This is a genomic window from Nostoc foliaceum FACHB-393 (assembly GCF_014698505.1).
GTDB lineage: Bacteria > Cyanobacteriota > Cyanobacteriia > Cyanobacteriales > Nostocaceae > Nostoc > Nostoc foliaceum_A.
This window is the reverse complement of sequence record NZ_JACJTD010000002.1, coordinates 21,741-47,784: the sequence shown is the minus strand read 5'-3', so window position 1 is coordinate 47,784 and position 26,044 is coordinate 21,741. Positions and strand designations below refer to the sequence as shown.

The window sequence follows — 26,044 nt, the reverse complement described above, 5'->3', positions numbered from 1 at the left end:
GGATTTTAGGAAGCGAGTCTATTCTCCTTGATGTTGCTGCTTAAAATCAGCTAATATTTGTTGAATTTCTTCTGCTGAAATGTCTTCTTGTTCAGATTTAGAGTAGATGGTTACTAAAATAATATTTGTATCTGTCTTTAAATAATAAATTACTCGATACCCACCACTTTTACCTTTTTGAACATCACTATTTTTGGCCCGTAGCTTAAAAATTGTATATCCAACTCCGGGTATTTTGTCTCCTGGTAATTCTCCTGATTGCAGTTGTTCTATTATTGGTTGAATATCATTACTAATATTCCGGTACTTTTTGGCTAAGATACGCAGATTACGTTTAAATTTAGCAGTGGCTTCGACTTGAATCAAAGGTGGTTCACTCTGCATCAATACCTTCCCACAGTTGAGATATAGGTATAGTATTTCCGGTCATTGCATCGTACCAACCTTGACGAAAACTTTCACAGGCAGACTCAACAAGTTCATCATCCTCTTCATTCTCTTCCGTGATTAAGACAATGACTCGGACGCGGCTGTGTTTTGCTATAGTCAACGGCTTGTCTAAAGAAATTTGACCCCATTCGTTCACGGTTCCCTTGACTTCAATTGCTTTCATTGTCGTGAATCTGAGTTGTGCTGTTAATAGTATAGGACTTGTATATATAAGTTTTGTTTAAGCTGTGGTAACGATCGCATAAGCATTTGCCACAAATAGATAAGCTCTGGTAACGAAACCACTTCATTGATAAGCTTTGCTTAAGCGTTGTTAACGATCGCATAAAGGTTGTCACAAATAGATAAGCATTCTTAACGAAATAACTTAATTGATAAGTTTTGTTTAAGCGTTGTGAACGAAGACATAAGTTTTGTCACAAAAACACAAGCATTCTGGACGAAACAAGTTGTGTTCTGAACGAACAGACAAGTTTTCTGTAACAACAGACAAGCGTTCTGAACAAAACAACTTGTGTTGTGAACGAACAGACAAGTTTTCTGTAACAACGGACAAGCATTCTGGACGAAACAACTTGTGTTGTGGACGAACGGACAAGTTTTCTGTAACAACGGATAAGCATTCTGAACCAAACAACTTGTGTTGTGGACGAACGGACAAGTTGTGGTAACGAAAACAACTTTATTCTTAACGTCCGCTTCTGTTTTGGTAACAAATTGACAAGCTGTTGCGTTGCGGCAACTTTATTTGTAACGTCGTTGTTGCAAAATTACTTAAACTATTCTTGTGAAGAGGATTTTCTTTAAGCTTTGCATTGCACGAGTAGCAAAATTATGCTGATGCCAAGCTTGATAGAAATCGCGGTAAGGCATATTCTTAGCGCATTCCCAGGCTAAATCGTAGTACTCATCATCCAATCGCCAACCACTCAAAGCTTTGACTACCTTAAAGCGATGCTCATTGTCTCGTAGGATTCCCCCTAAGCTTGATATTGCTGCCTTACGGGTGTCGTTATCCACAGTAGTTGATTGCAGCAGTTGCACCAAGGCAGCGATCGCAATTTCATTGCCAGTGCCGATTTTCCCTAAGCTTTCTGCTGCCTGCCTACGGGTGTTGTGAAACACAGTAGTTGATTGCAGCAGTTGCACCAAGGCGGCGATCGCAATTTCATTGCCAGTGCCGATTTTCTCTAAGCTTTCTGCTGCCTGCCTACGGATGTAGTCATCCACAGTAGTTGATTGCAGCAGTTGCACCAAGGCAGCGATCGCAATTTCATTGCCAGCGCCAATTTTCCCTAAGTTTTCTGCTGCCTGCCTACGGGTGCCGTTATCCACAGTAGTTGATTGCAGGAGTTGCACCAAGGCGGCGATCGCAATTTCATTGCCAGTGCCGATTCTTCCTAAGCTTTCTGCTGCCTCCCTACGGGTCAGGTAAGACACAGTAGTTGATTGCAGCAGTTGCACCAAGGCGGTGATTGCAAATTCATTGCCAGTGCCGATTTTCCCTAAGCTTTCTGCTGCCTCCCCACGGGTGTAGTCATCCACAGTAGTTGATTGCAGCAGTTGCACCAAGGCGGCGATCGCAATTTCATTGCCAATGCCGATTTTCTCTAAGCTTTCTGCTGCCTCCCTACGGGTGCCGTCATCCACAGTAGTTGATTGCAGCAGTTGCACCAAGGCGGCAATCGCAATTTCATTGCCAGTGCCGATTCTTCCTAAGCTTTCTGCTGCCTCCCTACGGGTGCGGTCATCCACAGTAGTTGATTGCAGCAGTTGTACCAAGGCGGCGATCGCAATTTCATTGCCAGTGCCGATTCTTCCTAAGCTTTCTGCTGCCTGCCAACGGGTGTAGTCATACACAGTAGTTGATTGCAGCAGTTGCACCAAGGCGGCGATCGCAATTTCATTGCCAGTGCCGATTTTCCCTAAGCTTCCTGCTGCCTCCCCACGGATGTAGTCAACTACTGTGGATGATTGCAGCAGTTGCACCAAGGCTGCGATCGCAATTTCATTGCCAATGTCGATTTTCCCTAAGCTTTCTGCTGCCTCCCTAGGGGTGTAGTCATCCACAGTAGTTGATTGCAGCAGTTGCACCAAGGCGGCGATCGCAAATTCATTGCCAGTGCCGATTCTTCCTAAGCTTTCTGCTGCCTCCCTACGGGTGCGGTAAGACACAGTAGTTGATTGCAGCAGTTGCACCAAGGCGGCGATTGCAAATTCATTGCCAGTGCCGATTTTCTCTAAGCTTTCTGCTGCCTGCCTACGGGTGGAGTCATCCACAGTAGTTGATTGCAGCAGTTGTACCAAGGCGGCGATTGCAATTTCATTGCCAGTGCCAATTTTCCCTAAGTTTTCTGCTGCCTGCCTACGGGTGCCGTTATCCACAGTAGTTGATTGCAGGAGTTGCACCAAGGCGGCGATCGCAATTTCATTGCCAGTGCCGATTTTCCCTAAGCTTTCTGCTGCCTGCCTGCGGGTGTAGTCATCCACAGTAGTTGATTGCAGCAGTTGCACCAAGGCGGCGATCGCAATTTCATTGCCAGTGCCGATTCTTCCTAAGCTTTCTGCTGCCTGCCAACGGGTGTAGTCATCCACAGTAGTTGATTGTAGCAGTTGCACCAAGGCGGCGATCGCAAATTCATTGCCAGTGCCGATTCTTCCTAAGCTTTCTGCTGCCTGCCAACGGGTGTTGTGAAACACAGTAGTTGATTGCAGCAGTTGCACCAAGGCGGCGATCGCAATTTCATTGCCAGTGCCGATTTTCCCTAAGCTTTCTGCTGCCTGGCAACGGGTGTAGTCATCCACAGTAGTTGATTGCAGCAGTTGCACCAAGGCGACGATCGCAATTTCATTGCCAATGCCGATTTTCTCTAAGCTTTCTGCTGCCTGCTTACGGGTGCCGTCATCCACAGTAGTTGATTGCAGCAATTGCACCAAGGCGGCGATCGCTTTTGTACGGTCTGTTTGTTGCAATACAGACCTAGCTTCCCCTTTAATTGGATAAATAAATTCTGTCCAGTTCTGTTTTTCGATACTGAAATAACCAAAGCCCGATTTGACAATTTGCGCTAGTATTTCATCGGCTCTAGAATAACCTCTAAACTCGGCAATTCCTGCCGCAGCTAAAAAATAGGCGCGATATTCATAACATCCTTTATCTATATCTTCTCTATTCCAATTACCACATCCATCTTTAAAGTTGATCAAAGCATTAACAAACTGCTGCTTTTTATTTTTGAGGTTTTCTTCTTCTCGCCCTAACCAAAGTAATATTGTTTGCTTCCATTGCGGTTCAAAGATGCGATAAGTTCCTTGGCTGGGATTATGGGGAACGTGCTTGAGAAAGAAATGCCCGTCATCAATTGCTTTAGCAGCAAAATACTCTTGAAATGAGGCATGAAAGAAAGCGTAAACAGGTTTTCTATTTGTATCTATCCCTACACAGTTCAGCCAACCGCGATTTAGTGCCAATTTCAGCAGCGAATTTTCATCTTCAGCATTCCCTAAGAAGCGAGTAACAAAATCCTCTTGCAAGCGAAAACGGGTTGCTTCTTTGTCTATTGCTTCTTTAGCTAATTCCCCTAGTTTGCCATTGAGTTGCTGACGCTGGCCAGAGTTTGTAGTAAATTTATCTTTTTTCCACTTGTAGAAGTCATCAACAAATTGCTGATATAGTCCCGCTTGAGTATCGGGTAATTTACCATCTCCTGATTGCCAATTCAAGCAGAGCAGCGTCAACCGCAGAGGATTTTTCACTAAATCTTGAATCCGTTCTTTACCTGATTCTTTCAGGGCAGTGCATAACTGCTTTCCAGTTTCGGGAATAGTAGCGAACCGTTTGTGAATAAATCTCTCTACCTGTTCAGGATAAGAAAAATCTAAACTGCGATAGGTATCAAAATCATCAAGTGCATTAATGCTGCTATCCCACAGATTAACCCGACAGGTCAGTACAATCCGCGCTTGAGAAATTAATCCTGCTTCACGGAATTGTCGGGCAATTTCTGCGAGAGGATTACCTGAAGATGCGAACATTTCATCTAACCCATCTAGCAGCAGCCACACATTATTTTGATTAAATAGAGCAACAAAATCATCCTTCAGTTGCGTAGTGGCTTCAGCTTTACCTATTTTCTCAGCCACCTGAATCAACCAAGTCTCGAATAAATAAGATTTTAGTTCCTGACCTCGCAAATCTGCTAAAGATACCCAAATGACAATCGACTGATCAATCTCACGAGATACCCAATCAGCAATCTGCTGTAATAGTGTTGTCTTTCCTGCTCCTGGTTCGCCAATGATGGCAATCCGTTTACCTTGACTTTTAGGTGTGTTCTTCTGTTTGAGAACTTCTTTAAGAAAAGCATCATAATCAAATGCTTTGGTGATTTCTGTCTCCTTGTACAGTTCTGAACCCTGTTCTGGAGAAACATCACCCTGACGTTTAGATTGTTTTTTACGCTCAACTAATCCCAGTGGTACGTAAACATCATCAACTTGCAGGATGACTCCTTCAATTGATGTCAGAGGATTTGTAGTCAGCTTTCGCCGTTTTGCGAGTATTTCACGGCAGACTTTGCGCCAGTTATCGGGAGTTAACTTTGTCCCATCCTCCCCTTGGAACGACTGTAGTCAGCTAAACGTGACTGGAGCGTTAAATTGATTGCCTTGGAAGAGATTCTTAATCTCATCTGCTAACTTTGCATTGTTGACAACTGAGGGCTGCGAGTTGATTTGTTCTACTAATTTTTTAATTTCCTTAGCAGTCTCAGACTGGTCCTTGTTGACTGCTGTTTCTACTTCCACAACTGCTTGAGCAATTTCCGGATCTTGGTCTGCTGCGGCTTTCAGTTCCAGCACTGCTTGACCATAATCTAAACGCTGCAGTTCATTTCCCTCAACAGCACTGGTGAGTAATGGCGACTTATTCTTTTGGCGGAGCTTTTCTATTAACTTGCTACTTGCCGTCCATATAGCATCACCAATGTTTTCGCCGATTTTCTCCAGTGGTTTAGTCAAAAGCGTAGTAGTTGCGATCGCAGTCACAACAGCCGTCAGCGTCATAGGTTCCATAAATTCACTATAGATAAGTTTATGTCAGTAATTACTTCAAGCTTGATAAATACCATTTCGCAAAAGCTTGGCGATTATTGCCAACATAACTCAGAATATCACGCAATTTAGTAGCAATTATCCAGTTGGGTTCTTAGTTGCCAGGAACTAGCGAATTGCAAAAATCTTTAATTAACCCTATTCTGGAGAGTCCATCGTGGAGAGTGCGATCACTTAAATCATACTACTTCTTTATACGCGGACTAATGAAAAAGGCAAATTTTTAACCCACGGAGGTGGGTTTTGTTTGTGTAGCCGCGATTTCTAATCGCCAGGGCTACCGCAAGGCGGAAGTCAAAAATCAAAAGCCAAAATAAATATGCATAAACGTTTCGTTGATTTACGCCGTGCTGTACTAGAGCGTTAGCCTTTGCTGTAAAACACCCTACGAAAATATCTGAAACATAATTATGAATTATTAATTAGAAGCTGCCTTTTGCGCTACAGTGCGAATTATTTCCTCCAGCGTTTGGAGTAATTCTTGCTCATTATAAGGTTTAGAAAAGTAAGCCCGCGCCCCTAATTGCATAGCGAGTTGTCGATGTTTATTGCTACTACGAGAAGTCAGCATTGCAACTGGAATATTTTTTGTATCAACATCTGAATTTACCTTACCTAAAAAGCCATAACCATCAAGGCGAGGCATTTCAATATCACAAATTACTGCTTCAACTCTCAATCCACTATGGAGTTTTTCTAAAGCATCTTGACCATCTTTAGCTTGCTCTACTTGATATCCTCCTTTTTCAAGGGTCAGAGCTAAAAAGCGGCGAACATTAATTGAATCATCTACGATTAAAATTGTGCCTTTCTGCTTAACAGATGCTGCTGATATTTTCTCTTCATCAAATATGAGGAACGGTGTCTTTAACCTTGCTGATGGTAATTGAGTACCTCTGGGAGTCCGCCGATTTGTAGCAATCCAATACAGCAACTCATTAACATTAACTAGTGGCACTACTCGACCATCACCGAGAATTGTGCAGTTGCTGAAGCCTTCAGGTAAAGGTATATTTCCCTCAACTTGGCGAATAGCAACTTCCTGTTCACCCCAGCAACGGTCTATTTGGATAGCTACTGGCTGATTATTACCTTTGACTACTAACACGCTGTTAGCATTAATTGCGGCTGGAGTCTCCAACTCTGGGCTATCGTAGCGCAGGCAATTAAACTCTAAGTAGCGAGTCAGGCGAATCAGTGGTAGCATGGTTCCTTGCCAATTTAGAACTTCGCTACCTGCCATTTGGAAAACTCGCTCGTCTTGGAGTAAAGATATTTCTGAAATGACATCTGTGGGAAATGCCAATAGGATTTTGTTGATTTCTACCAGCAGAACTCGCGCAACGGAAAGTGTAAATGGAACTGATAGGGTGAAGGTAGTACCAACCCCTGGTTCCGTATCAACTTTGACATCTCCTCGAATCAGTTTGAGGTTATTGCGAACCACATCCATACCAACACCGCGGCCAGATAATGCTGTCACTTGCTCGGAGGTGGTAAAACCTGGTTCAAAAATTAGTGATAACAGTTCTTCATCACTAGCATTAGCGAGTAGAGAAGCATCTAATCCCATAGCTAGAGCGCGGGTGCGAATTTTCTCCAGAGAAATGCCCCAACCATCATCACGGATAGTAATGAGGGTACGATTACTGCGGTGAGTAGCTGTAATTTCAATCAATCCTTGTTCTGGCTTACCCAAAAGGCGGCGGGTGGCTGAGTCTTCAATACCATGATCGAAGGCGTTCCTTAATAGGTGCATTAAAGGTTCGTTTAATGCTTCTAAAATGCTGCGTTCAATTAAAGTGTTGCCACCTTCAATTTTTAACTGGACATTTTTCCCATACTCTACATTTAAATCGCGCAAAGCTCTAGGAAAACGTTCGACTAAATCGGACAGCGGCCGCATCCTGATATGATTTAGTTTTGTCTGTAACTGTTTCGATGTTTTATTTAGTTTACGAGCAATTTGGTCTGTATCATCTACACTGAGTTGTACATCAGTTGTAACTTCCTGTACCTGAACAATGGTTTCCATAACTTCCTGCGATCGCAGGTTTAAATCGTTATAGCGATCCATCTCTAAGGCATCAAATTCCCTTTCTATACCTTGTGTTTGGTGGCTATTTTTATCTTGCACCCGCACTTCAGTAGACATGGAAGCTTGAGTGGAAATTTTGTCGTAGACTATACGTAATTCCTGATTTTCGCGGTCGAGAACTTGGACTCGTTGGTTAAGGTTACGAACGAGTTTGCGTAATCTTTCTAGTTGGGAGTTTAACCCATTCCGCTGAACAATTAGTTCGCCAAATAAATCATTAATTTGCTCTAATTGTTTGCTAGGAACTCGAACGCTATTTTCATGAATTTCCCTCTCTTTAGCAACGCCATTTTGTTCTCCTTTGCCTTCACCAAATCTGGCATCTGGAGAATTATTTTCTTTAGCAAATATTGTATTGTGCTCGGTGACATTGACAGCATTTACGTCATCGGCAAATTCTGCATCCACAAATGTAAAATTAGCCGCGATACCTGCGGTGGGCTGCACCAACGCTTCATCATTAGTCCAATTTTCCCTAATGTTTTCTGGTTGCCAAACAGATGTTGACACTGCTTCTGTGTCTGTGGCGATAAACTGTGGTATTACTTCTGCTGGTAATAGTAGCTGGGATTGCGTATAACTACCAAAATCAAGTTCTGTAGGCAAGTTATCTAATTGATTCGTCAGCACCAAAGCTTGCGATCGCCGCCATGCTTGCAATGCTAACTGGGCAATTTCGGGAATGCGCGAGCTAGTAACAGTTTCCAATTGCTGTGTTACTGACTCACAAAGCTTGGTAAAAGCTGCCAACTGGAGCATTTCCCCTAAACCACCCAATTCAGCTGCCATGATCACAACTTCTTCATGCAAACCGGACTGTTCGCTATCTGCCAATACAGATTCTAGACGCTGTAAACACTCTTCTACTTCTGTGCCAAATAGCAAGGGGATAACGTCTTGGCCATCTTCTGGGGACAGCATAGTTGAGGCATCCTCAGGGGTGGGGTCACCCAAGCGATCGTGCAACTCATCAAAAATTGGGTAACAGAAGGTTGCTAACCACGCATCTTCAACAACATTTCCTTCTGCAAGCAATTCTACAATTTGACGCAGCCAGTCAACTCCAGATAGCAATAAACTTTGCAACTGAGTATCAATTTCTAACGAATTTTTTTTAGTTTTTAAAACTTTAAAGGAATCTTCCAGACGGTGAGATAAATCACTTAGCGATCTAAATCCCATCATCCCCGCACCACCTTTGATAGAATGAGTGGCGCGGAGTGCAGCATTGATTTTATCTAAATCGATGCGATTAGTAGTATCGATTTCCAACAATACCGATTCTAAGGTATTCAAGTATTCAGTTGCTTCTTCCAGAAACTGCATCTGGATTTCTAGTTCTTTGTCTTGTAACATGGTTTTTGTTAATAGTCATTTGTCATTTGTCATTTGTCATTTGTCAGTAGTAAGTAGTGAAAAACAAACAACTGACAGATGACCACTAACTAACTTTGAAAGCCTCGACAGTCTCTTGCAACTGCTGGGAAATCTCCACAGTTTGTTGCAGAGATTCGGAAACTTGGCGAGAAGAATCGCTAGTGCGTTGTGATATGGCAGCGATATCTTTCATTAATTGGCTAACACTTTGTGATGTTTCAACCTGAGATGCAGTTGCAGTAGAAATTGACTGCACCAAGGAGTCAATTTGACACGATACATCCAAAATTTGACTCAGACTTTGTTTAGCCTCCTCCACAATTCGAGTCCCTTCTACCACTTGGGTGGTTCCTATTTCCATTGCTTGCACTACTTCACTGGTTTCGCGTTGGATATTTTCAACAATTTGTTCAATTTCTTGGGTTGCTGCGGCACTCCTGACTGCTAGTTCGCCGACTTCTTCAGCCACTACGGCAAAACCTTGACCTTCTTCACCCGCACGCGCTGCTTCAATACCGGCGTTAATCGCAAGCAAGTTAGTTTGAATAGCGATTTGGTTAATCAAGGAAACCACGCGAGAAATTTGTTGCGAAGATTCTCCCAAACGTTTCACTTTCTTAGCAGTTTCACCCACAGTTTCCCGCAAAGACAGGATATTTTGTACTGTCAAATCCATCGCGTGTCCACTCTTGGTGGCGGTGTGAGCAGCATTGTTGGCAATGAAAGCAGCTTTTTCGGCGCTTTCGGCTACGGCTTTCATGGATTGGGTCATTTGGTCAACAGCATCGAGGGTGCGGTTGATTTCGGCAGCTTGGGTGAGTGCTTCTTCTGCTAGATGGCGAATGGCTCCTTCGTTAGAGCCAATGGCACTATTCACATGGATAGCAGCTTGTTTAACTTGGGTAACAATATCCCGGAGGCTTTCCACAATGGAGTTGAAAAAGTCGGCAACAGTACCTATTTCCCCAGCGGTTACGTCTGCACGCACTGTCAAGTCGCCTCTGGCTGCACCTTCTACGTCGTTGAGTAGTTGTAAAAGTTGTTGTTGCAGTGTTTCTTTTTCTTGCTGTTCTTCATCTGAACCCGTTACGGCAAAATTCCTAGATTGCTCTATCTCCTCTAATAACTTGGCTTGTTCTAAGGCATAGCCAACTTGAGTTGCTATCTGTTGAAACAAGTCAATTTCCGGCTGTTGCCAAACACGAGGAGTTTCGCAATGATGAGCAATTAATAAGCCTAAAAGTTGCTCTTGGGCAAGAATCGGTACGATCAAATTACCTTTGACAGCAAATTTTTCCAAAAGTTGGATGTAACCGTTGGCATTTTTCAGGCTTTGGTCTTGATGAATGTTGGCAACTGCTTGCACCTGTCCATCGTGATAAGCTTCTACATAACGTTCCCGAAAATAGGGGTCGTTAATTTGCACTCCGAGCATTTCCGGCCAATTACCAGTTACCGATTCAGCAACAACAACGCCATCCCAAGTATCTGGATTCAGACTATAAATGATTACCCGGTCTGTTTTTAGCACTCGGTGAACTTCTTTCACTGCTGCGTGATAGATATCTTCAGTTTTGAGAATTTTCCGAATTCGTAGGGTAATATCTGCTAGTAATTTTGCCCCTTCAACGTCTACTTCTTGTTCCTTAACTAAGACCTGCAATTGTTCGGCCATCTGGTTGATATTTGCACTCAATAACCCTAATTCGTCTTCTCTTTCGATTTCCAGACGGGTATTGAATTTACCTTGACCAAGCTTTGCTAATGCCGCAGTCGCATTGAGAATTGGCTGTGTAGTCAGTTTAGCTAACCGAGATGCGATCGCAGCTACAATCAATGCTGTCACTGCTGTGCCGATGGCTATAATCCACAATAATTGTCTTTGCGGCTCAAATACAGTTGCTGTGTCTGTGGATAAAAGTACCTGCCAGTTTAAATCTGGTAAGCCTTCTAGCGTACTAGCTGGGACGTAGCTGACTAGTTCTTGTTTTTTATAAATTTTGGGAACTTCTATAAAACTATTTGGCTTTTTAGCTGCAAGCAGTTTGGGTAAACTAGAATACTCTTCCTTTGCCTCTTTCCCCAATAATTCCTTTTGTGGACTCAAGAAAACTGTTCCCGAAGCATCGAGCAAATGGTATTGTTGCCCATTGGCTACATAGTTTTTGACTACTTCCTCTAAAGATTTTACGGGCATACGCGCTCTTAGCACACCAATAGTTTGGCCCGTCCTTGTCTCTTTCACAGGTGTAGCTAGATAAATACTCACTACACCAGTATTTTTTGCTGCTTCTGGCTTACTGATAACAAGAGTATCTTTTTGCAAAGTGTCTTGAAAATAAGTACGGTCTTTTTGGTTTTCTAGTGGTTCGCCTGTGGACTGCACAATTAAGTTACCTTGGCGATCAAAAACAGCAACACTGTCATAAGCTTTGTAGGCTTCGACAACTCGATCTAGAACTGCTTGTTTTTGCTGAGTAGTGATACTGACACTAGCTTGGGGACTTGTCAAAAATAGCAAGTTTGATATTACCTGAATATCTGCGTAGCGTCCCAGCATGAAGCGGTTAACTTTATCACTTAAATCAATGGCTTCGGCTTGTTGAGATTGAGTAATTTGCTTAGTAATCGATTTATTGGCAAAACTAAAAGCGATCGCGCCGATGCCCAATACTGGTATTGTACCGATTGCGATCGCTAAAATAGTCGCTTTCTTAACCAATCCCAGCCTTGTAAAAGAGCCAATAGCCTGATTTAGAGAAGAATTATTAGCCTTTTCAGTAGTAGTCTTAGTTGGTAGCTTTACTACGCTACCAGTAATTTTTTGGGATGAAATCAGGGATGCTCGATTTTGAGCACCACTCCCTTGATTCGTGTTGGTTTTATGAAACATAAAAGTAGTTCTCCTAACTATGTGAATAAGAACACTAAAAATCCTTTTTTTAGTAATAGACCCTAATCACTGCGGAGAATAGAAGACTGTACAATTGCTTGTGCATCTAATACCAGTAATATTTCTTCTTGTTGCACAACGCAGCCACATAAATAAGGAACTAAACTGGATGCCACTTGTCCTATAGGAGAATGAATATCATCAGCCATGAATTTAGTTGTACCTTTTATTTCTTGGACAACTAAGCCCAACACCAATGATTCCACTTGGATAATGATCGCATTGTACTGCCGCAGTCGATAATCTATAGATTCTAAATTGAGCATTCTTGGCAAATCAACTACCCAAATTATCCGACTGCGCCAATTCATTAATCCTAATATGCAGGAGGGCATATTGGGCATTGAGGTAATAGATTCAACAGGTACAAGAATTGCCTCTTGCGTATGTTTCATTGATAAAACAGCAGCAGTCTGTTGATTTAGCTGAAACTTCAGATAACCGTCTGCTAAGTTATTTTGGGTTGGTTTTGAAGGAAGTGTAATGTTGTTACTAGTCATTGATTCAAATTACCACTGATTTAATAGTACGTAGGAGATGTTCGCGGGTGTAAGGTTTAGTGATATAGGCATCTGCACCTTGTCTCATCGCCCATAAACGATCAATTTCTTGATTTTTGGAACTACAAACTACAATCGGCACTTTTGCAGTAATCGGATTTCTTCTCAAATAACGACATAATTCAAATCCACTCATTTCTGGCATTACTACATCAGTAACGATCGCATCTGGTTTTTCTAACACAGCTTTTTCTAAACCCTCTTTCGCACCACTTGCTTTAATTACGTTATAACCACTCTCTTTGAGATAATGGCTCATTAATTCCAATTCACTGGGAGAATCTTCTACAATCAGAATCGTGCCAAGCAAAGTCAGGCTCACTATTAAATCTCCTAAAAAAATAAATTAAACATATTTTGTTATTTTTATTTGCCTTGTTTAAATCAACCAAGATGCTTAAAAACCATTTTTAGCAATTCTGATTGGGTGAAAGGCTTAGTCAAATATCCTGATGACCTGACCATTTTAGCCTTTGCTCTGTCGATAAATCCTGTTCTACCAGTCACCATAATGATCGGTGTATTTTTAAAAGCTGAATGTTTCCGTAATAAGGAACATAGTTCGTAGCCATCTAAACTTGGCATTTCAACATCTAGCAAAATCAGATCGGGCTTACTCCGAAGAATTTGCATTAAAGCTTTTACTGGATCATTGATCATTACAACAGAAAATGTGTTTTCATCCAAAAAGTGTTTGATGGAATTCAAAACTGTTTGGCTATCATCAATGCAGGCAATTGTATATAGTTTTTTGCTAACAGTTGGCTGAGTAGTTTTATTATTCTCAGAAATATCAAAATTGATTGGTATCGGTAACTTTTGCCCAAGTTTTATTTGCAGTTGTGGCTGAACTTGAGATGGTTGTGTTTTAGACAAAACTTGGGAACTCCCACCAGCCGGTATTGATGACTGGATATTTTGCCGATTTCGTAACTGCTTTTGACAATGTTCAACAAGTAACCGCAAATCCAGGCGGCAGAATTTTGGTAGTTTATCCAAAGAGCTTTCCGGGCTGAATTCATAGCTACCTTCTTTTAAACACAGAAATGATTCCAGTACTTCTTTTGCCAATTCGTCTATCAGGCTTCCTGCTTGTACAGAAGTAATATAATCCTGATTTACTAACCAACAAATAGCTTGGTAATCTGCATTTGGTATTGATTGATGTTCATTCTTCGTCTCAAACATCAGCCGCATCTGCACGCGAGTGGCGCTGTTGAGAGCTGGAATTTGCTGGCTCAAGCGTCGCAAGTGACTGTCAAGCCGCTCAAACAGTTTATCTGAATAGGAGGCATAAGTAAGTTTACCGTCCTCTAGATAAATTGACCAAGAAACTATTCCAGTAAATATGTTTAAGCACCCTGTAGCACGCCGACTGGTTAATTGTGCCAACAGAGATAGCGGATGTAGTTTCTGGAACAACCTGTAGCTACCTATAGGAGTTGTGCTCATTTTGCTTTTACTTCAGCTAAATTCGATACGTGTAAGCTAATTTCATACAAAGTGATTTCACAATTGAAATCAGGTAAAAAATATTAAACTTTTGTATGTTTAGGTACATCAGTTTATATCTAGGGTTTGTGTTGAAACTCAACGAAAACAGCGTTATTTTCAAAGATCAAATCTCAGTAAATTCGTAAATTATTATTAATTTACTTCCTGTTACTGAGATTTACAGACATCTTCGGAGAATAAGACATAAAAATGTCAAGACTAGATGAAGCCACTTTCCATTGAGTAACCCCAATCTGACCACAGGAATAATACTGATTTTGTAAATAGTAATATATTTGAACTTCTGTATTTACACTTAAGTAAAACCCAGTCTTTAACCAACTAAGGACTATAATGAAGCCACTTTGCATTGAGTAACTTCAAGTTGACCACAGCAATAATACTGATTTATTGATAATAATAAATTAATTTTTTAATATTCACCAAGGCGGCGGGAAGCCCACTTCTTCTCTACGAGACGCTGTGCAAACAAAGGGTGTTCGGGATAGCCGCCTCGCCGTTAACTGTTGACTGATGACTGTTAACTGTCAACCGTCATCAGTTATCAGTATGCACGTGTTATCCCATCCCCTTTTAGAGGTGGGATGAGCTTAAACTTAAAAATGTCGATTAAAGAGAATGTAAAAGTTATTTTTTGTAGCGACAGCATAATCCACTAAAAGCACTTGGAATGGTACGTTATACTCCTAATGCACCCTACCTACGAAAATTGTAGATTATTAAATCCACGTTCTTTATATTTGAAACTATGCTGGCTAAACATATTTTTATTTAGCAGGACTTACGCATTTAAAACCTGAAACTTCGTTCTCGTAGCGCACTCCTCCTTAAAAAGAGGATCTTTTATGCGTAAGTCTTATTTAGGTAAAATTTAAATAGGCTGGTAACTATCCTTGAAGTTTTAACTCAAGGATAGTTACCAGCCTAGATAAGGCAATTCAATTTGTTAAAAGTGCGGATGAAAGGACTTGAACCTTCACTCCTTTCGGAACTAGAACCTAAATCTAGCGCGTCTGCCAATTCCGCCACATCCGCATCAGTTTACTATCATACCATAAGAAATTATTTATGGGAATAGAGAATGAGGGACAAGGGAAAAATTAATTTCCTATGCCCCATACCCAATTACATAACTGCAACACGAGGCAGACGATGCTTAAACCCACAGAGAATTTCCCAAGAAATAGTGTTTAATTGTTCTGCCCAATCGTCCGCTGAAATTTGTTCTTTTCCCTGTTCGCCTAGCAAGGTTACTACTTCCCCTTCTTGGATATTGGGTATAGCACTCACATCCAGCATCAATTGATCCATTGTAATTGTCCCGATTTGCGAAACCCGCTGACCGCGAATTAACGCCTGCATTTTGTTCGAAAGATTACGAGGCACACCGTCAGCATAGCCAATTCCCACGACAGCGAGGCGAAGTTCACGCGGGGCAATAAATTTATGACCGTAGCTGACACCAGTTCCTGGGGCAATTGTTTTGACTTGGGTGACTCGTGCTTTAAGTTGCAAAACGGGCTTGAGGTCGATTGCATTTTGTAAATGCGGGGCTGGGTAAAGTCCGTAAACAGCTAAACCTACTCGCACAATGTCGTAGTGCAATGCCGAATCTGTTAGTGCAGCCGCTGAGTTTGCCAAATGCAAGCAGGGCGGTTCAATTCCCATTGCTTTGATTTGAGCGATCGCTTCCTCAAATCGTTTATGCTGTTCTTCCATTGCCGTCGGATCAGGATCATCTGCTGTTGCCAAATGAGAATAAATACTGGCAATAGAAAGATGTGGTAACCGCTGCACTAATTGCACAAATTCGCCAGCTTGCCGCCAATCGGTTCCCAACCTAGACATTCCCGTGTCTAATTTGATGTGTACGGGCACTGGAGAACCATGATTAATGGATTCTAGGATATCGGAAAATACCAAAGCTTGTTTAGGACTACAGAGTGTGGGCTGAAGTTTCCAATGTGCGATCGCATGAATCTGCTCTGGTGTATGAGTTGCCCCTAAAATCAAAATGGGTGCTTGAATCCCGCCTTCTCGTAATTGAATTGCTTCTGGTACTGTAGCGACTCCCAGCCAACTAGCTCCCGATTGAATTACAGTTTGGGCGACTGTTACCGCTCCATGTCCATACGCATCGGCTTTTACTACTGCCATCAACTGGGTACCTGGCGATAAAAACTGTACCAATTGCTGTATATTGTACGACAACGCCCCTAAATCAATTTCTACCCAAGCTCGTTGCGAAAACCACGCGTAGGGGTCGCACTGCTGATTAGGAACTACACCAGGGATTTGTTTGCGACTTAACATTTGTACTGACTCCTATCCCACCACGGCTAAACTTCCAAGTTATCTATCTATACACGCTCATAAAAGCGAGATCAGATTAAATAGGAAGTTTACCCTTCATATTGGAATTGATACAAGATATTGCGATAGTAAAGTAAAAGTTAAAAGTTGTGAATTTATAAGTTTAAACTCATAACTTAATTTCCGAATTCTCCCGAAAGTATAATTTATTCTCATCACCCTAACAGGGTAGATTTGTGTTAATATATGTAAAACTTAGTGTAAAACTAATACCCTGAGCGCAGATAAATGGGGAAGGTTTTAGTCTTAAACGCCTCTTACGAACCTCTCAATATAACGAGTTGGCGTCGTGCTGTGGTTCTGTTAATTAAGGGCAAAGCAGAACACGTGGAACACAACGGTAAATTCCTATACTCGGATTTTCCGTTGCCGACCGTAATCCGGTTACGTCATTACGTGCGTGTTCCTTATAAAGAAATTCCTCTGACTCGTCGAAATATATTGCACCGTGATGGTCATGCCTGTCAATACTGTGGTTACACAGGGGATGAGTTGACTCTAGACCATGTAATACCGCGATCGCGCGGCGGGGGCGATAGCTGGGAGAATATTGTGACCGCTTGTGTCCGTTGCAATGTCAAAAAAGGCAGTCGCACTCCCCACGAAGCTCATATGCCTTTGCGTCATCCCCCACGCCAACCTTATAGCAGCCTCTATTTTGAAGTCAGCAAACATCTTAAGAGTGGACTGCACACAGAGTGGCAAAAATATGTTATAGGTCTTTGAGCAAAAAAGCAGAGGAGCAAAGGGGGAAAGAAAAAATAACCTCTTGCTTTGGGACATAACCAATAACTTTAGTTATGGAGCGTTTAAAAATTGTCGGCTATATGGCTTGCAACGAAGGCGAGTGCGTCTCGTAGACAGGCACAATCCGTCAATGCTCAATGCTTCTACATTTGTGTATGGGTTTCCCCCTTGCTCCTCATCTTTCCTGGCTTCTGCCTTCTTCCACTAGGCTCGCTCTAAATTATCAGAATTATCAGAATTTTCAAAGGGGATACTAAACACGCGTTGTTGATTAAAAATAATTATTAATTGATTTGCTCAATAGTCACAATGATGAGAATATTAAGCATAAGAATATTTCAAATATCAAGGACTAATTCTAAAATATAAAATAGAAAATATACCCTAAGCCAGATAAAAATTCAGTTGATTCAATCAAAGGACGAGAAAAAAGCTCCTAAAAGAAATTTATGCTGTCAGATACAGCCCGATATACTAAACTTCTTTGCCTCCAGCACCTATACGCACTCTCATGGAATTTAGTTTATTGTTAAGCGCTGTTACTGACAAAAAATATACTTAGATGTATAGTGCAATGTCTTGAAATTTTTGCGAAGATCAGAATAATGTGGCTAAATTCAGTGAATTGCTGATCGTAGTATTTCTGAATTAAAGGAGCCTCACACTTTAAAAAAGTTCCCTATGTACTTGAATTCGCCCGTTACTCAGTTTGAGAGTTTGTCATTGACCACAGAGCCAAACCCAGAGGAACCTGAAATCGAGAAAGCGCCAGTGGAAGTTGCATTTAAGAGTCCGTCATTACCGCCATCGGTAGGTGATGGGGCTATATATCTCAGTCAGCGTGGTAATTCGCTGGCACAACAAAAGTCAGAAGAACTGCAAAAAACTCTTTTGGCACATCGGCACGATCGCCAACTGGTAATTCTGCAAGATTTTCCTGACCCTGATGCCCTTTCCTGTGCTTGGACTTATCAGTTAATCGCCCAGCAATATGATATCAAATGTGAAATAATTTATGCTGGTGCGTTGAGCCATCAAGAAAATATTGCTTTGGTAAGGCTAACTAACTTACCAATCCAACGTTGGACACCGCAAACGTTGAAAACCAAAGATTTGTCATCTTATCAAGGTTTTGTACTAATTGATAACCAGGGAACCACTTCACAGCTACTGTCAGCGGTGCAGCAAGCTGGAATTCCCCTAGTGGTACTAGTTGATCATCACAGTATACAAGGTGATCTCCACTCAGAGTTTGAGGATATCCGCCCTTATGTAAGAGCAACAGCAACAATTTTTACCCAGTACCTCCAGACGGGATTACTGGCATTAGATACCAGCATAAATCAACACGTCAAATGCGCCACTGCCTTGATGCACGGCTTGCGATCTGATACAAATCGGCTCATGCAAGCGCAAGAAGAAGACTTTATGGCAGCGGCGTATTTAAGCCGATTTTATGATGCTCAACTGCTAAACGCCATTTTACAGGCGAACCGTTCCAAGCGGGTAATGGATGTGATCGAGCGATCGCTAAAAAATCGCATCGTCCAAAATAACTTTTCCATTGCTGGTGTTGGTTACTTACGTTACGATGACCGCGATGCCATCCCCCAAGCGGCTGATTTTCTCGTCACTGAAGAAAACGTCCACACCGCCGTAGTTTATGGCATTGTTCACGATGAAGACGATGAACTAGAAATAGTCATCGGCTCCTTGAGAACCACCAAACTCACCCTTGATCCTGATGAATTCATCAAAGAAGCCTTTGGACAAGATAGTGCAGGGCGCTTTTTCGGCGGTGGAAGAACAAGCGCAGGCGGCTTTGAAATTCCGATGGGCTTCTTATCTGGCAGCAACGAAAATTCTGCCTATGCGAAAATGAAATGGGAAGTATTCGATGCTCAAATTAAACAAAAACTGCTGAGGTTGGTTAATCCCAGAGATAACCCGATTCAGTCGGAGTAGAAAGAGATTAAGGAGATGGGGAAAACTCCTAACTCATGTAGCAGTCAAAATGTTTGGTCAGATAGCATCCCTAAGTCATTTGTGATAAACATATTTCCCGACTTTTGAGAAAAGTCGGGAATTTTGATCTTTTCACAGAGGCTGAACTGATTGAGGATGTAGTTCATGCTTAATGTTAAGTAGGTAGGCACAAATAAAATTAAATCGCGCCTACCTATTTTATTTGCTAAAAAGAAGCGTCATGAAGTCTATAGAACTCCAAATGTTACAAACTCTGTATGAGCAAGATTTTTGTGCGTGGGTAGAACAGACAGCAGAGCTTTTACAATCCCATCAGTGGGACACGCTGGATTTAGAACACTTAATTGAGGAAGTCGTGGACTTGGGTAAGAGTCAACAGCATGCCTTGCAGAGTGCGTTCAGGTTATGCATACCTTATTTGACTTAAATCTCATTGCCATTAATCCAAAAACAATGATGGTTCATATTTCCCCTATTCTTAAAATCACTGAGTATCGAATACTTGAGGGGATCAAATTACGAGTTCCAGAAGAAAAAATTTGCCATCCCAAACAGGAGTATTTGAAACAGAGGTTTGATCAGTGTAAATGGTGTCCTGCTGTTGAATAATTCAAAATCATCTTCATTTTTTGTTGAGAGGTATCAAAAATGATCCAGTAAGAGTTATCGAAACTTCGCGTTATACCGGACAAATGAGAGATTAATGAATACGTAGTAATAATGATTAAGATTAGGATAGGTTAATTAACACCAGACGTAAATCCTAACTAAGCAAGGGCTACGCTAAAAAATTCAAAGTATGGAACTATACTTAATTCGTCATGGCATCGCCGAAGACAAGGGATTAGGCATCAAGGATGAGGAGCGCAGCCTTACCAAAGAAGGAAGGCAAAAAACGGAGAAAGTTGCTCAGAAACTTGTTAAATTGGGTTTAAGCTTTGATTTGATTCTCACCAGCCCCTTAGTGCGGGCCCGCCAAACGGCTGATATCCTCATATCAGAAAAACTAAGCTCCCAGTTAGAGGAATCTAGCCACCTCGCCCATGATGGTCAAATTTCTAGTTGGCTAAAAGACTGGTTAGAGCCAAGAAATTATTCCCAAAATACCCAACTGGCGCTGGTTGGACACGAACCTGATTTGACCAATTGGGCAGAAATTCTCCTATGGGGAGAAGTCAAAGAAAGCTTAGTCTTGAAAAAAGCAGGTATGATTGGGATAAAACTACCAGAAACAGGTTCTCCTCTGGGTCGTAGTCAGATGTTTTGGTTGACACCACCCAAGTACCTGCTATAACAGTTTTTCAACATTTTCTATTGTTGTTAGAACGGCTACTGTTATGGCGACAATAAATTTCTGGTAAGTTAGCTTGATCAGATATTTCACAAAGCGAATGGTGTTGCCATGATGGTGTGCGAATACAAGCCTGGTTTAGAAGGCATTCCCGCCGCTCAATCAAGTATCAGCTATGTTGATGGGCAAAAGGGAATACTAGAATATCGTGGCATCCGGATTGAAGAACTAGCAGAAAAAAGTACATTCCTAGAAACTGCTTATCTCTTAATCTGGGGCGAACTGCCAAGCAAGGAAGAACTGGAAACATTTGAGCATGAAGTTCGTTACCACAGACGAATAAAGTACCGCATTCGGGACATGATGAAATGCTTTCCAGAAAGCGGTCACCCAATGGATGCGCTGCAAGCCTCTGCTGCTGCTTTAGGCTTGTTTTATTCGCTCCGGGATTTACATAATCCTGCTTACATTCGAGATTCGGTGGTGCGCCTGATAGCAACCATTCCCACGATGGTGGCGGCGTTCCAACTGATGCGAAAAGGCAATGACCCGGTGCGTCCCCGTGATGACTTAGACTACTCCGCCAACTTTCTTTACATGCTCAATGAGCAAGAACCCGATCCTCTGATGGCGCGGATTTTTGATATCTGCTTGATACTTCAGGTTGAGCATACAATGAATGCTTCCACCTTCAGTGCCAGGGTGACAGCTTCCACCTTGACTGATCCTTACGCTGTGGTTGCTAGTGCCGTGGGAACCTTGGGAGGACCCCTGCATGGTGGAGCCAATGAAGAAGTAATTCAGATGTTGGAAAAAATTGGCACTGTGGAAAATGTCCGTCCCTACATAGAGCATTGTCTGCAAACTAAATCTAAGATTATGGGCTTTGGACATCGTGTGTATAAAGTGAAAGATCCACGAGCCATAATTTTACAAGGACTAGCAGAGCAACTGTTTGAAAAGTTTGGCTATGACAAGTTCTATGACGTTGCTCAAGAAATGGAACGAGTGGTAGGAGAAAAACTCGGTAGCAAAGGGATTTATCCCAATATTGACTTTTACTCAGGTTTGGTGTACAGGAAGATGGGTATTCCCACAGACTTGTTTACGCCAATATTTGCGATCGCTCGCGTTGCCGGTTGGCTAGCCCACTGGAAAGAACAACTAGCAGAAAACCGGATTTTCCGTCCTACCCAGGTTTACAACGGTCGGCACGAAGTTACTTATACCCCCATTGAACAACGTTAACTGGCAGTCAAGCAATTTTGGATTTTAGATTTTGGATTCTTTTTCTTAGTGAAAACAAGGTGCTTTTACCAAAAAATCTCAAATCGACAGTCTAAAATTACTAAGTCATGTCAGTCCCCAGTTCTGGGGAAGCAGAAAATTTCACAAAGCAGACAACCGTTGCCAAAAGGGAAGCGGAGTATTTGTGTTGTCGTGCCGGGGGACAAGGAGGACAAAGTAAAATTTTCTCCCTTGTTTTCCCCTGCTCCCCAAATTCTGAGGATTTATTAGCCAATCTCAATGCCAACCATAAGTAGAAGTTCTCATCTCGCTTCAGAGGGCTAAAACCATCCAAGGATATACTAGGCATGGGAATTAGCGACAAATCTTCAATCAAGCGTCATCTGGGCAAAAATTATAAATGGGTGAATTTACAGGTATTAATTTAACTAATAGTTGTGATTCACCATGACTCGATGTCTTAAAGAGCGGAAACATGAACTCAGGAATTGACCTCCAAGGAACTTTTATTGAATCCCTCCGGGATTTAGGTATACCAGCAGGAACAGCCAAAGCAATTTGGATGCCACTGCCAATGATACTGATGCTGATTGGGGCAACAGTGGGGGTATTAGTCGCTACTTGGCTAGAACGAAAAATTTCCGCCGCTGCACAGCAGCGAATTGGACCAGAATACCAGGGTCCTTTTGGGTTACTAGTACCTGTAGCGGATGGATTGAAGTTGGTATTTAAAGAAGATATAGTACCAGCCAAATCTGACCCCTGGCTGTTTACCCTTGGTCCAATTATTGTTGTGATTCCGGTGTTTCTGTCATTCCTGATCGTCCCCTTTGGGCAGAACATCGTAATTAGCAATGTGGGTATGGGCGTATTCTTGTGGATTGCCTTATCAAGCATTCAACCGATTGGTTTGTTAATGGCTGGCTACGCATCTAATAACAAATACTCCCTCTTAGGGGGGTTGCGGGCAGCAGCGCAATCTATTAGTTACGAAATTCCTTTGGCGTTAGCGGTGTTAGCGATCGCTATGATGTCTAACAGCCTCGACACCGTTGATATTGTCAATCAACAGTCTGGCTACGGCATCCTGGGCTGGAACATTTGGCGACAACCAATCGGTTTCCTAATCTTTTGGATAGCCGCCCTAGCTGAATGTGAACGATTACCCTTTGACTTACCAGAAGCGGAAGAAGAAATCGTCGCAGGCTATCAAACTGAATACTCAGGTATGAAATTCGGTCTTTTCTACCTGGGTTCTTACGTTAACTTGATCCTTTCTTCCCTACTAGTAGCAATTCTCTACCTGGGCGGTTGGGACTTTCCCATTCCCCTCAACCTCATCGCTGGTTGGCTGGGAGTCAGTGAACTAAATCCCGTGTTCCAGATAGTAACTGCTGCTTTAGGGATCACGATGACCGTGTTCAAAGCCTATTTACTAGTGTTTGTCGCCATCCTGTTGCGCTGGACAGTGCCACGGGTACGGATTGACCAATTGTTAGATTTAGGATGGAAGTTTTTGTTGCCAGTTGGTTTGGTTAATCTCCTATTAACTGCCGCCCTGAAACTAGCCTTTCCCTTCGCCTTCGGCGGGTAATGAAAGAGTTAAGAGTTAGGAGTTATAAGTTATGAGTTATGAGTTATGAGTTTTTAATTAACTCCTCATTCCTCACTCCTAACTCCTCACTCCTAACTCCTCACTCCTAACTTTTATCCCCTTAAAAGAGAGACAAAAAATGCTAAAGTTCCTGAAACAAGTTGGTGATTACGCCAAAGAAACAGTACAAGCTGCGCGTTACATTGGTCAGGGACTTTCTGTCACCTTCGATCATATGCGGCGGCGTCCGATTACCGTACAGTACCCTTACGAGAAACTGATTCCTGGCGAACGGTTTCGCGGTAGGATTCACTTTGAATTTGATAAGTGCATTGCCTGTGAAGTTTGTGTTCGCGTTTGTCCGATTAACCTGCCTGTAGTAGATTGGGAATTCGACAAAGCCAGCAAAAAGAAAAAACTCAATCACTACAGCATTGACTTTGGGGTTTGTATTTTTTGCGGTAACTGCGTGGAATTTTGCCCAACTAACTGTCTATCCATGACAGAAGAGTATGAGCTTTCCACTTACGATCGCCATGAATTGAACTATGACAGCGTGGCGTTAGGTCGTCTGCCCTACAAGGTAACAGATGATCCAATGGTTACACCACTACGCGAACTAGTTTACCTACCCAAGGGCGTCCTCGAACCACATGGACTACCCGCAGATGCACCACGTGCGGGTGCGCGTCCAGAAGACCTGGTGGAACAAACAGAAAAATGAATGTAATTTGTCATTTGTCCTTCGTCCTTTGTCTAATGACAATTGACCAATGACCAATGACCAATGACCAATGACTAATGACCAATGACTAAGGACAAAAAACAGTGAATCTAGCAGAAGGAGTACAGTTTGTATCGCTTGGCATATTGGGTGTGATGATGATTGGGGCAGCTATTGGTGTGGTGCTGTTCTCCAACATCGTCTATTCAGCCTTTATGCTAGGCGGCGTGTTCATCAGCATAGCGGGAATCTACCTGTTGCTAAATGCTGATTTTGTTGCAGCTGCACAAATACTGATTTACGTTGGGGCGGTTAACGTATTGATTTTGTTTGCCATTATGTTGGTGAACAAGCGGGAGAGTTTTGTAGCATTTCCCAACTCTTGGGTGCGGAAATTACTGACTGGTTTAGTCAGTGTAGGATTGTTTGGTCTTTTAAGCACAATGGTTCTGGCTACTCCTTGGGCCTACTCAACTCCTCCTGTGGCGGGTGGTGAAAGTTCTATCATTTTAATTGGAGAACATTTCTTCACTGACTTTTTACTACCCTTTGAATTGGCTTCCATTTTGCTGCTGATAGCAATGGTAGGAGCAATTATTTTGGCACGCCGCGAGTATTTGCCAGACCTGTTGACACCATCCAAACTGGGGCAAACTGTTTTGACTTTGCAAGAACGCCCCAGAGAACTGGTATCAACAACCAGCGAAACAAAAGAGTAATATTTACTACTCAGGTCGTAAATAAATAGCCAGATTTTTCAGGAGGGATATTCAGATTCATGCAACTCCAGTACTTTCTATTACTAGCAGCAGCTTTATTCTGTATCGGCATCTACGGTTTAATTACCAGCCGCAACGCTGTGCGGGTGCTGATGTCAATTGAGTTACTGCTTAATGCTGTTAATCTGAATTTAATGGCATTTTCCAACTTCCTCGACTCAACATTAATTAAGGGTCAGGTTTTCACAGTATTTGTGATTACCGTGGCCGCAGCCGAGGCGGCGGTGGGTTTAGCGATCGTGCTTGCCATTTATCGCAACCGCGATACCGTCGATATGGAGCAGTTTAATCTCCTGAAGTGGTAATTGTGCGTGCAACTCAAGCAGGTAATCATTGCTTATAAAGCGCGGGATGCCCGAAGTAAAGAATGGGCAGAAATCTGTGCTAAACAACTAGAAAGCCGCGAGTGCCATGTGTTGATGGGGCCTAGCGGGCCAAAAGACAACCCCTATCCTGTCTTTTTGGCTTCAGCGGGCCAACCAATCGATCTCGCTTTGGTACTCGGTGGCGATGGTACTGTTTTAACTGGTGCCAGACATTTAGCCCCAGCGGGCATCCCTATTCTGGGAGTGAATGTGGGAGGTCATCTGGGGTTTTTAACTGAGTCAGTAGAAGAGTTTCAGGATACTGAGAAAATTTGGGATCGACTGTTTGAGGATCGCTATGCTATCCAACGGCGGATGATGTTACAAGCTGCGGTGTATGAGGGTCATGGGTCTAATTTAGAACCAGTGAGTGAGCATTACCTGGCTTTGAATGAATTTTGCGTCAAACCCGCCTCCGCTGACCGGATGATTACTTCAATTCTGGAAATGGAAATTGACGGTGAGGTAGTCGATCAGTACGTCGGAGACGGGTTAATCATTGCTACTCCTACAGGTTCTACTGGTTACACTGTTTCTGCTAATGGGCCAATTATGCATGATGGCATGGAGGCGATTACCATCACTCCTATTTGTGCAATGAGCCTTTCTAGTCGCCCCCTCGTTTTGCCCCCTGGTTCTGTGGTAAGTATTTGGCCTTTGGGCGATTACGATTTGAGTACCAAACTGTGGACAGATGGGGTATTGGGGACTTCAATTTGGCCGGGACACCGCGTTGATGTGCGGATGGCAGATTGTCGGGCTAAATTTATTATTTTGCGCGAGAACAATTCCTACTATCAGACGCTGCGGGAGAAGTTGCTTTGGGCAGGTACAAGGGTTCGCTACAGCAATAATCACCGTAATTAAGTATT

The 26,044-nt window shown here is 42.5% G+C and carries 22 protein-coding genes and 1 tRNA gene; 11 read left to right on the top strand and 12 right to left on the bottom strand.

Annotation, left to right across the window (positions count from 1 at the left end; genetic code table 11):
* Positions 1-18: 18 nt before the first annotated feature.
* The 12 genes from H6G92_RS01985 to alr form a co-directional block, all read right to left on the bottom strand.
* Complete coding sequence (locus tag H6G92_RS01985) at positions 19-384, bottom strand: type II toxin-antitoxin system RelE family toxin (RefSeq protein WP_190890205.1); 366 nt, start codon at positions 382-384, stop codon at positions 19-21.
* Positions 374-613: a type II toxin-antitoxin system RelN family antitoxin gene (locus H6G92_RS01980; protein ID WP_190890203.1), complete on the bottom strand. Its 240-nt coding sequence runs from the start codon at positions 611-613 to the stop codon at positions 374-376. The genes H6G92_RS01985 and H6G92_RS01980 overlap by 11 nt, the downstream gene beginning before the upstream one ends.
* Before the next feature lie 222 nt (positions 614-835).
* On the bottom strand, positions 836-1,111 hold the full coding sequence (locus H6G92_RS01975; RefSeq protein WP_190890200.1) for a hypothetical protein: 276 nt from the start codon (positions 1,109-1,111) through the stop codon (positions 836-838).
* A gap of 113 nt (positions 1,112-1,224) precedes the next feature.
* Complete coding sequence (locus H6G92_RS01970) at positions 1,225-4,926, bottom strand: HEAT repeat domain-containing protein (RefSeq protein ID WP_242059037.1); 3,702 nt, start codon at positions 4,924-4,926, stop codon at positions 1,225-1,227.
* 156 nt (positions 4,927-5,082) lie between these two features.
* Complete coding sequence (locus tag H6G92_RS01965) at positions 5,083-5,523, bottom strand: hypothetical protein (protein WP_190890198.1); 441 nt, start codon at positions 5,521-5,523, stop codon at positions 5,083-5,085.
* Positions 5,524-5,980: 457 nt separating this feature from the next.
* Positions 5,981-9,016, bottom strand: a complete 3,036-nt coding sequence (locus H6G92_RS01960) for a hybrid sensor histidine kinase/response regulator (RefSeq protein ID WP_190890196.1) — start codon at positions 9,014-9,016, stop codon at positions 5,981-5,983.
* A gap of 85 nt (positions 9,017-9,101) precedes the next feature.
* On the bottom strand, positions 9,102-11,930 hold the full coding sequence (locus H6G92_RS01955; RefSeq protein WP_190890195.1) for a methyl-accepting chemotaxis protein: 2,829 nt from the start codon (positions 11,928-11,930) through the stop codon (positions 9,102-9,104).
* A 62-nt stretch (positions 11,931-11,992) separates the two neighbouring features.
* Positions 11,993-12,490, bottom strand: coding sequence for a chemotaxis protein CheW (locus H6G92_RS01950; RefSeq protein ID WP_190890193.1), 498 nt, complete (start codon positions 12,488-12,490; stop codon positions 11,993-11,995).
* 4 nt (positions 12,491-12,494) lie between these two features.
* The gene (locus tag H6G92_RS01945; RefSeq protein WP_190890190.1) at positions 12,495-12,872 is read right to left on the bottom strand and encodes a response regulator transcription factor; all 378 of its coding nucleotides are present in this window, start codon (positions 12,870-12,872) and stop codon (positions 12,495-12,497) included.
* A gap of 62 nt (positions 12,873-12,934) precedes the next feature.
* Complete coding sequence (locus H6G92_RS01940) at positions 12,935-14,002, bottom strand: response regulator (protein ID WP_190890187.1); 1,068 nt, start codon at positions 14,000-14,002, stop codon at positions 12,935-12,937.
* A 1,016-nt stretch (positions 14,003-15,018) separates the two neighbouring features.
* Positions 15,019-15,100: transfer RNA gene (locus tag H6G92_RS01935), tRNA-Leu, on the bottom strand.
* 90 nt (positions 15,101-15,190) lie between these two features.
* On the bottom strand, positions 15,191-16,378 hold the full coding sequence (gene alr, locus H6G92_RS01930; protein ID WP_190890186.1) for an alanine racemase: 1,188 nt from the start codon (positions 16,376-16,378) through the stop codon (positions 15,191-15,193).
* A gap of 288 nt (positions 16,379-16,666) precedes the next feature.
* Here alr and H6G92_RS01925 point away from each other — a divergent pair, with 288 nt between their 5' ends.
* From H6G92_RS01925 to H6G92_RS01875, 11 genes are all read left to right on the top strand, one after another.
* Positions 16,667-17,164 (top strand): HNH endonuclease, encoded by a 498-nt coding sequence (locus H6G92_RS01925; RefSeq protein WP_190890185.1) that lies wholly within the window; start codon positions 16,667-16,669, stop codon positions 17,162-17,164.
* A 702-nt stretch (positions 17,165-17,866) separates the two neighbouring features.
* Complete coding sequence (locus H6G92_RS01920; RefSeq protein ID WP_190890184.1) at positions 17,867-19,150, top strand: DHH family phosphoesterase; 1,284 nt, start codon at positions 17,867-17,869, stop codon at positions 19,148-19,150.
* 241 nt (positions 19,151-19,391) lie between these two features.
* Entirely contained in the window at positions 19,392-19,598 is a 207-nt protein-coding gene (locus H6G92_RS01915; protein ID WP_242059031.1) for a DUF29 family protein, read from the top strand.
* A 372-nt stretch (positions 19,599-19,970) separates the two neighbouring features.
* Positions 19,971-20,465 (top strand): phosphohistidine phosphatase SixA, encoded by a 495-nt coding sequence (gene sixA, locus H6G92_RS01910; RefSeq protein WP_190890183.1) that lies wholly within the window; start codon positions 19,971-19,973, stop codon positions 20,463-20,465.
* A 108-nt stretch (positions 20,466-20,573) separates the two neighbouring features.
* A complete protein-coding gene (locus H6G92_RS01905; protein WP_190890182.1) occupies positions 20,574-21,710 on the top strand; it encodes a citrate synthase in 1,137 nt (378 codons plus the stop codon).
* Positions 21,711-21,817: 107 nt separating this feature from the next.
* A complete protein-coding gene (locus H6G92_RS01900; RefSeq protein WP_190890180.1) occupies positions 21,818-22,006 on the top strand; it encodes a hypothetical protein in 189 nt (62 codons plus the stop codon).
* Positions 22,007-22,185: 179 nt separating this feature from the next.
* Positions 22,186-23,304: an NADH-quinone oxidoreductase subunit NuoH gene (gene nuoH / locus H6G92_RS01895; protein ID WP_190890177.1), complete on the top strand. Its 1,119-nt coding sequence runs from the start codon at positions 22,186-22,188 to the stop codon at positions 23,302-23,304.
* 139 nt (positions 23,305-23,443) lie between these two features.
* On the top strand, positions 23,444-24,028 hold the full coding sequence (ndhI, locus tag H6G92_RS01890) for an NAD(P)H-quinone oxidoreductase subunit I (RefSeq protein WP_190890175.1): 585 nt from the start codon (positions 23,444-23,446) through the stop codon (positions 24,026-24,028).
* A gap of 104 nt (positions 24,029-24,132) precedes the next feature.
* Positions 24,133-24,747 carry an NADH-quinone oxidoreductase subunit J gene (locus H6G92_RS01885; protein WP_190890174.1) on the top strand — a complete coding sequence of 205 codons (615 nt, stop codon included), beginning with the start codon at positions 24,133-24,135 and terminating at the stop codon, positions 24,745-24,747.
* Between the two features lie 59 nt (positions 24,748-24,806).
* On the top strand, positions 24,807-25,112 hold the full coding sequence (gene nuoK, locus H6G92_RS01880) for an NADH-quinone oxidoreductase subunit NuoK (RefSeq protein ID WP_006199065.1): 306 nt from the start codon (positions 24,807-24,809) through the stop codon (positions 25,110-25,112).
* A 6-nt stretch (positions 25,113-25,118) separates the two neighbouring features.
* Complete coding sequence (locus H6G92_RS01875; RefSeq protein WP_190890173.1) at positions 25,119-26,039, top strand: NAD(+) kinase; 921 nt, start codon at positions 25,119-25,121, stop codon at positions 26,037-26,039.
* Positions 26,040-26,044 lie beyond the last annotated feature (5 nt).

Excerpts from the sequence above, each read along its gene's own strand:
- H6G92_RS01985 (WP_190890205.1), bottom strand. The coding sequence starts at position 384 with ATGCAGAGTGAACCACCTTTGATTCAAGTCGAAGCCACTGCTAAATTT.
- H6G92_RS01980 (WP_190890203.1), bottom strand. The coding sequence starts at position 613 with ATGAAAGCAATTGAAGTCAAGGGAACCGTGAACGAATGGGGTCAAATT.
- H6G92_RS01965 (WP_190890198.1), bottom strand. The coding sequence starts at position 5,523 with ATGGAACCTATGACGCTGACGGCTGTTGTGACTGCGATCGCAACTACT.
- H6G92_RS01960 (WP_190890196.1), bottom strand. The coding sequence starts at position 9,016 with ATGTTACAAGACAAAGAACTAGAAATCCAGATGCAGTTTCTGGAAGAA.
- H6G92_RS01955 (WP_190890195.1), bottom strand. The coding sequence starts at position 11,930 with ATGTTTCATAAAACCAACACGAATCAAGGGAGTGGTGCTCAAAATCGA.
- H6G92_RS01950 (WP_190890193.1), bottom strand. The coding sequence starts at position 12,490 with ATGACTAGTAACAACATTACACTTCCTTCAAAACCAACCCAAAATAAC.
- H6G92_RS01940 (WP_190890187.1), bottom strand. The coding sequence starts at position 14,002 with ATGAGCACAACTCCTATAGGTAGCTACAGGTTGTTCCAGAAACTACAT.
- alr (WP_190890186.1), bottom strand. The coding sequence starts at position 16,378 with ATGTTAAGTCGCAAACAAATCCCTGGTGTAGTTCCTAATCAGCAGTGC.
- H6G92_RS01925 (WP_190890185.1), top strand. The coding sequence starts at position 16,667 with ATGGGGAAGGTTTTAGTCTTAAACGCCTCTTACGAACCTCTCAATATA.
- H6G92_RS01920 (WP_190890184.1), top strand. The coding sequence starts at position 17,867 with ATGTACTTGAATTCGCCCGTTACTCAGTTTGAGAGTTTGTCATTGACC.
- H6G92_RS01915 (WP_242059031.1), top strand. The coding sequence starts at position 19,392 with ATGAAGTCTATAGAACTCCAAATGTTACAAACTCTGTATGAGCAAGAT.
- sixA (WP_190890183.1), top strand. The coding sequence starts at position 19,971 with ATGGAACTATACTTAATTCGTCATGGCATCGCCGAAGACAAGGGATTA.
- H6G92_RS01905 (WP_190890182.1), top strand. The coding sequence starts at position 20,574 with ATGATGGTGTGCGAATACAAGCCTGGTTTAGAAGGCATTCCCGCCGCT.
- H6G92_RS01900 (WP_190890180.1), top strand. The coding sequence starts at position 21,818 with ATGTCAGTCCCCAGTTCTGGGGAAGCAGAAAATTTCACAAAGCAGACA.
- nuoH (WP_190890177.1), top strand. The coding sequence starts at position 22,186 with ATGAACTCAGGAATTGACCTCCAAGGAACTTTTATTGAATCCCTCCGG.
- ndhI (WP_190890175.1), top strand. The coding sequence starts at position 23,444 with ATGCTAAAGTTCCTGAAACAAGTTGGTGATTACGCCAAAGAAACAGTA.
- nuoK (WP_006199065.1), top strand. The coding sequence starts at position 24,807 with ATGCAACTCCAGTACTTTCTATTACTAGCAGCAGCTTTATTCTGTATC.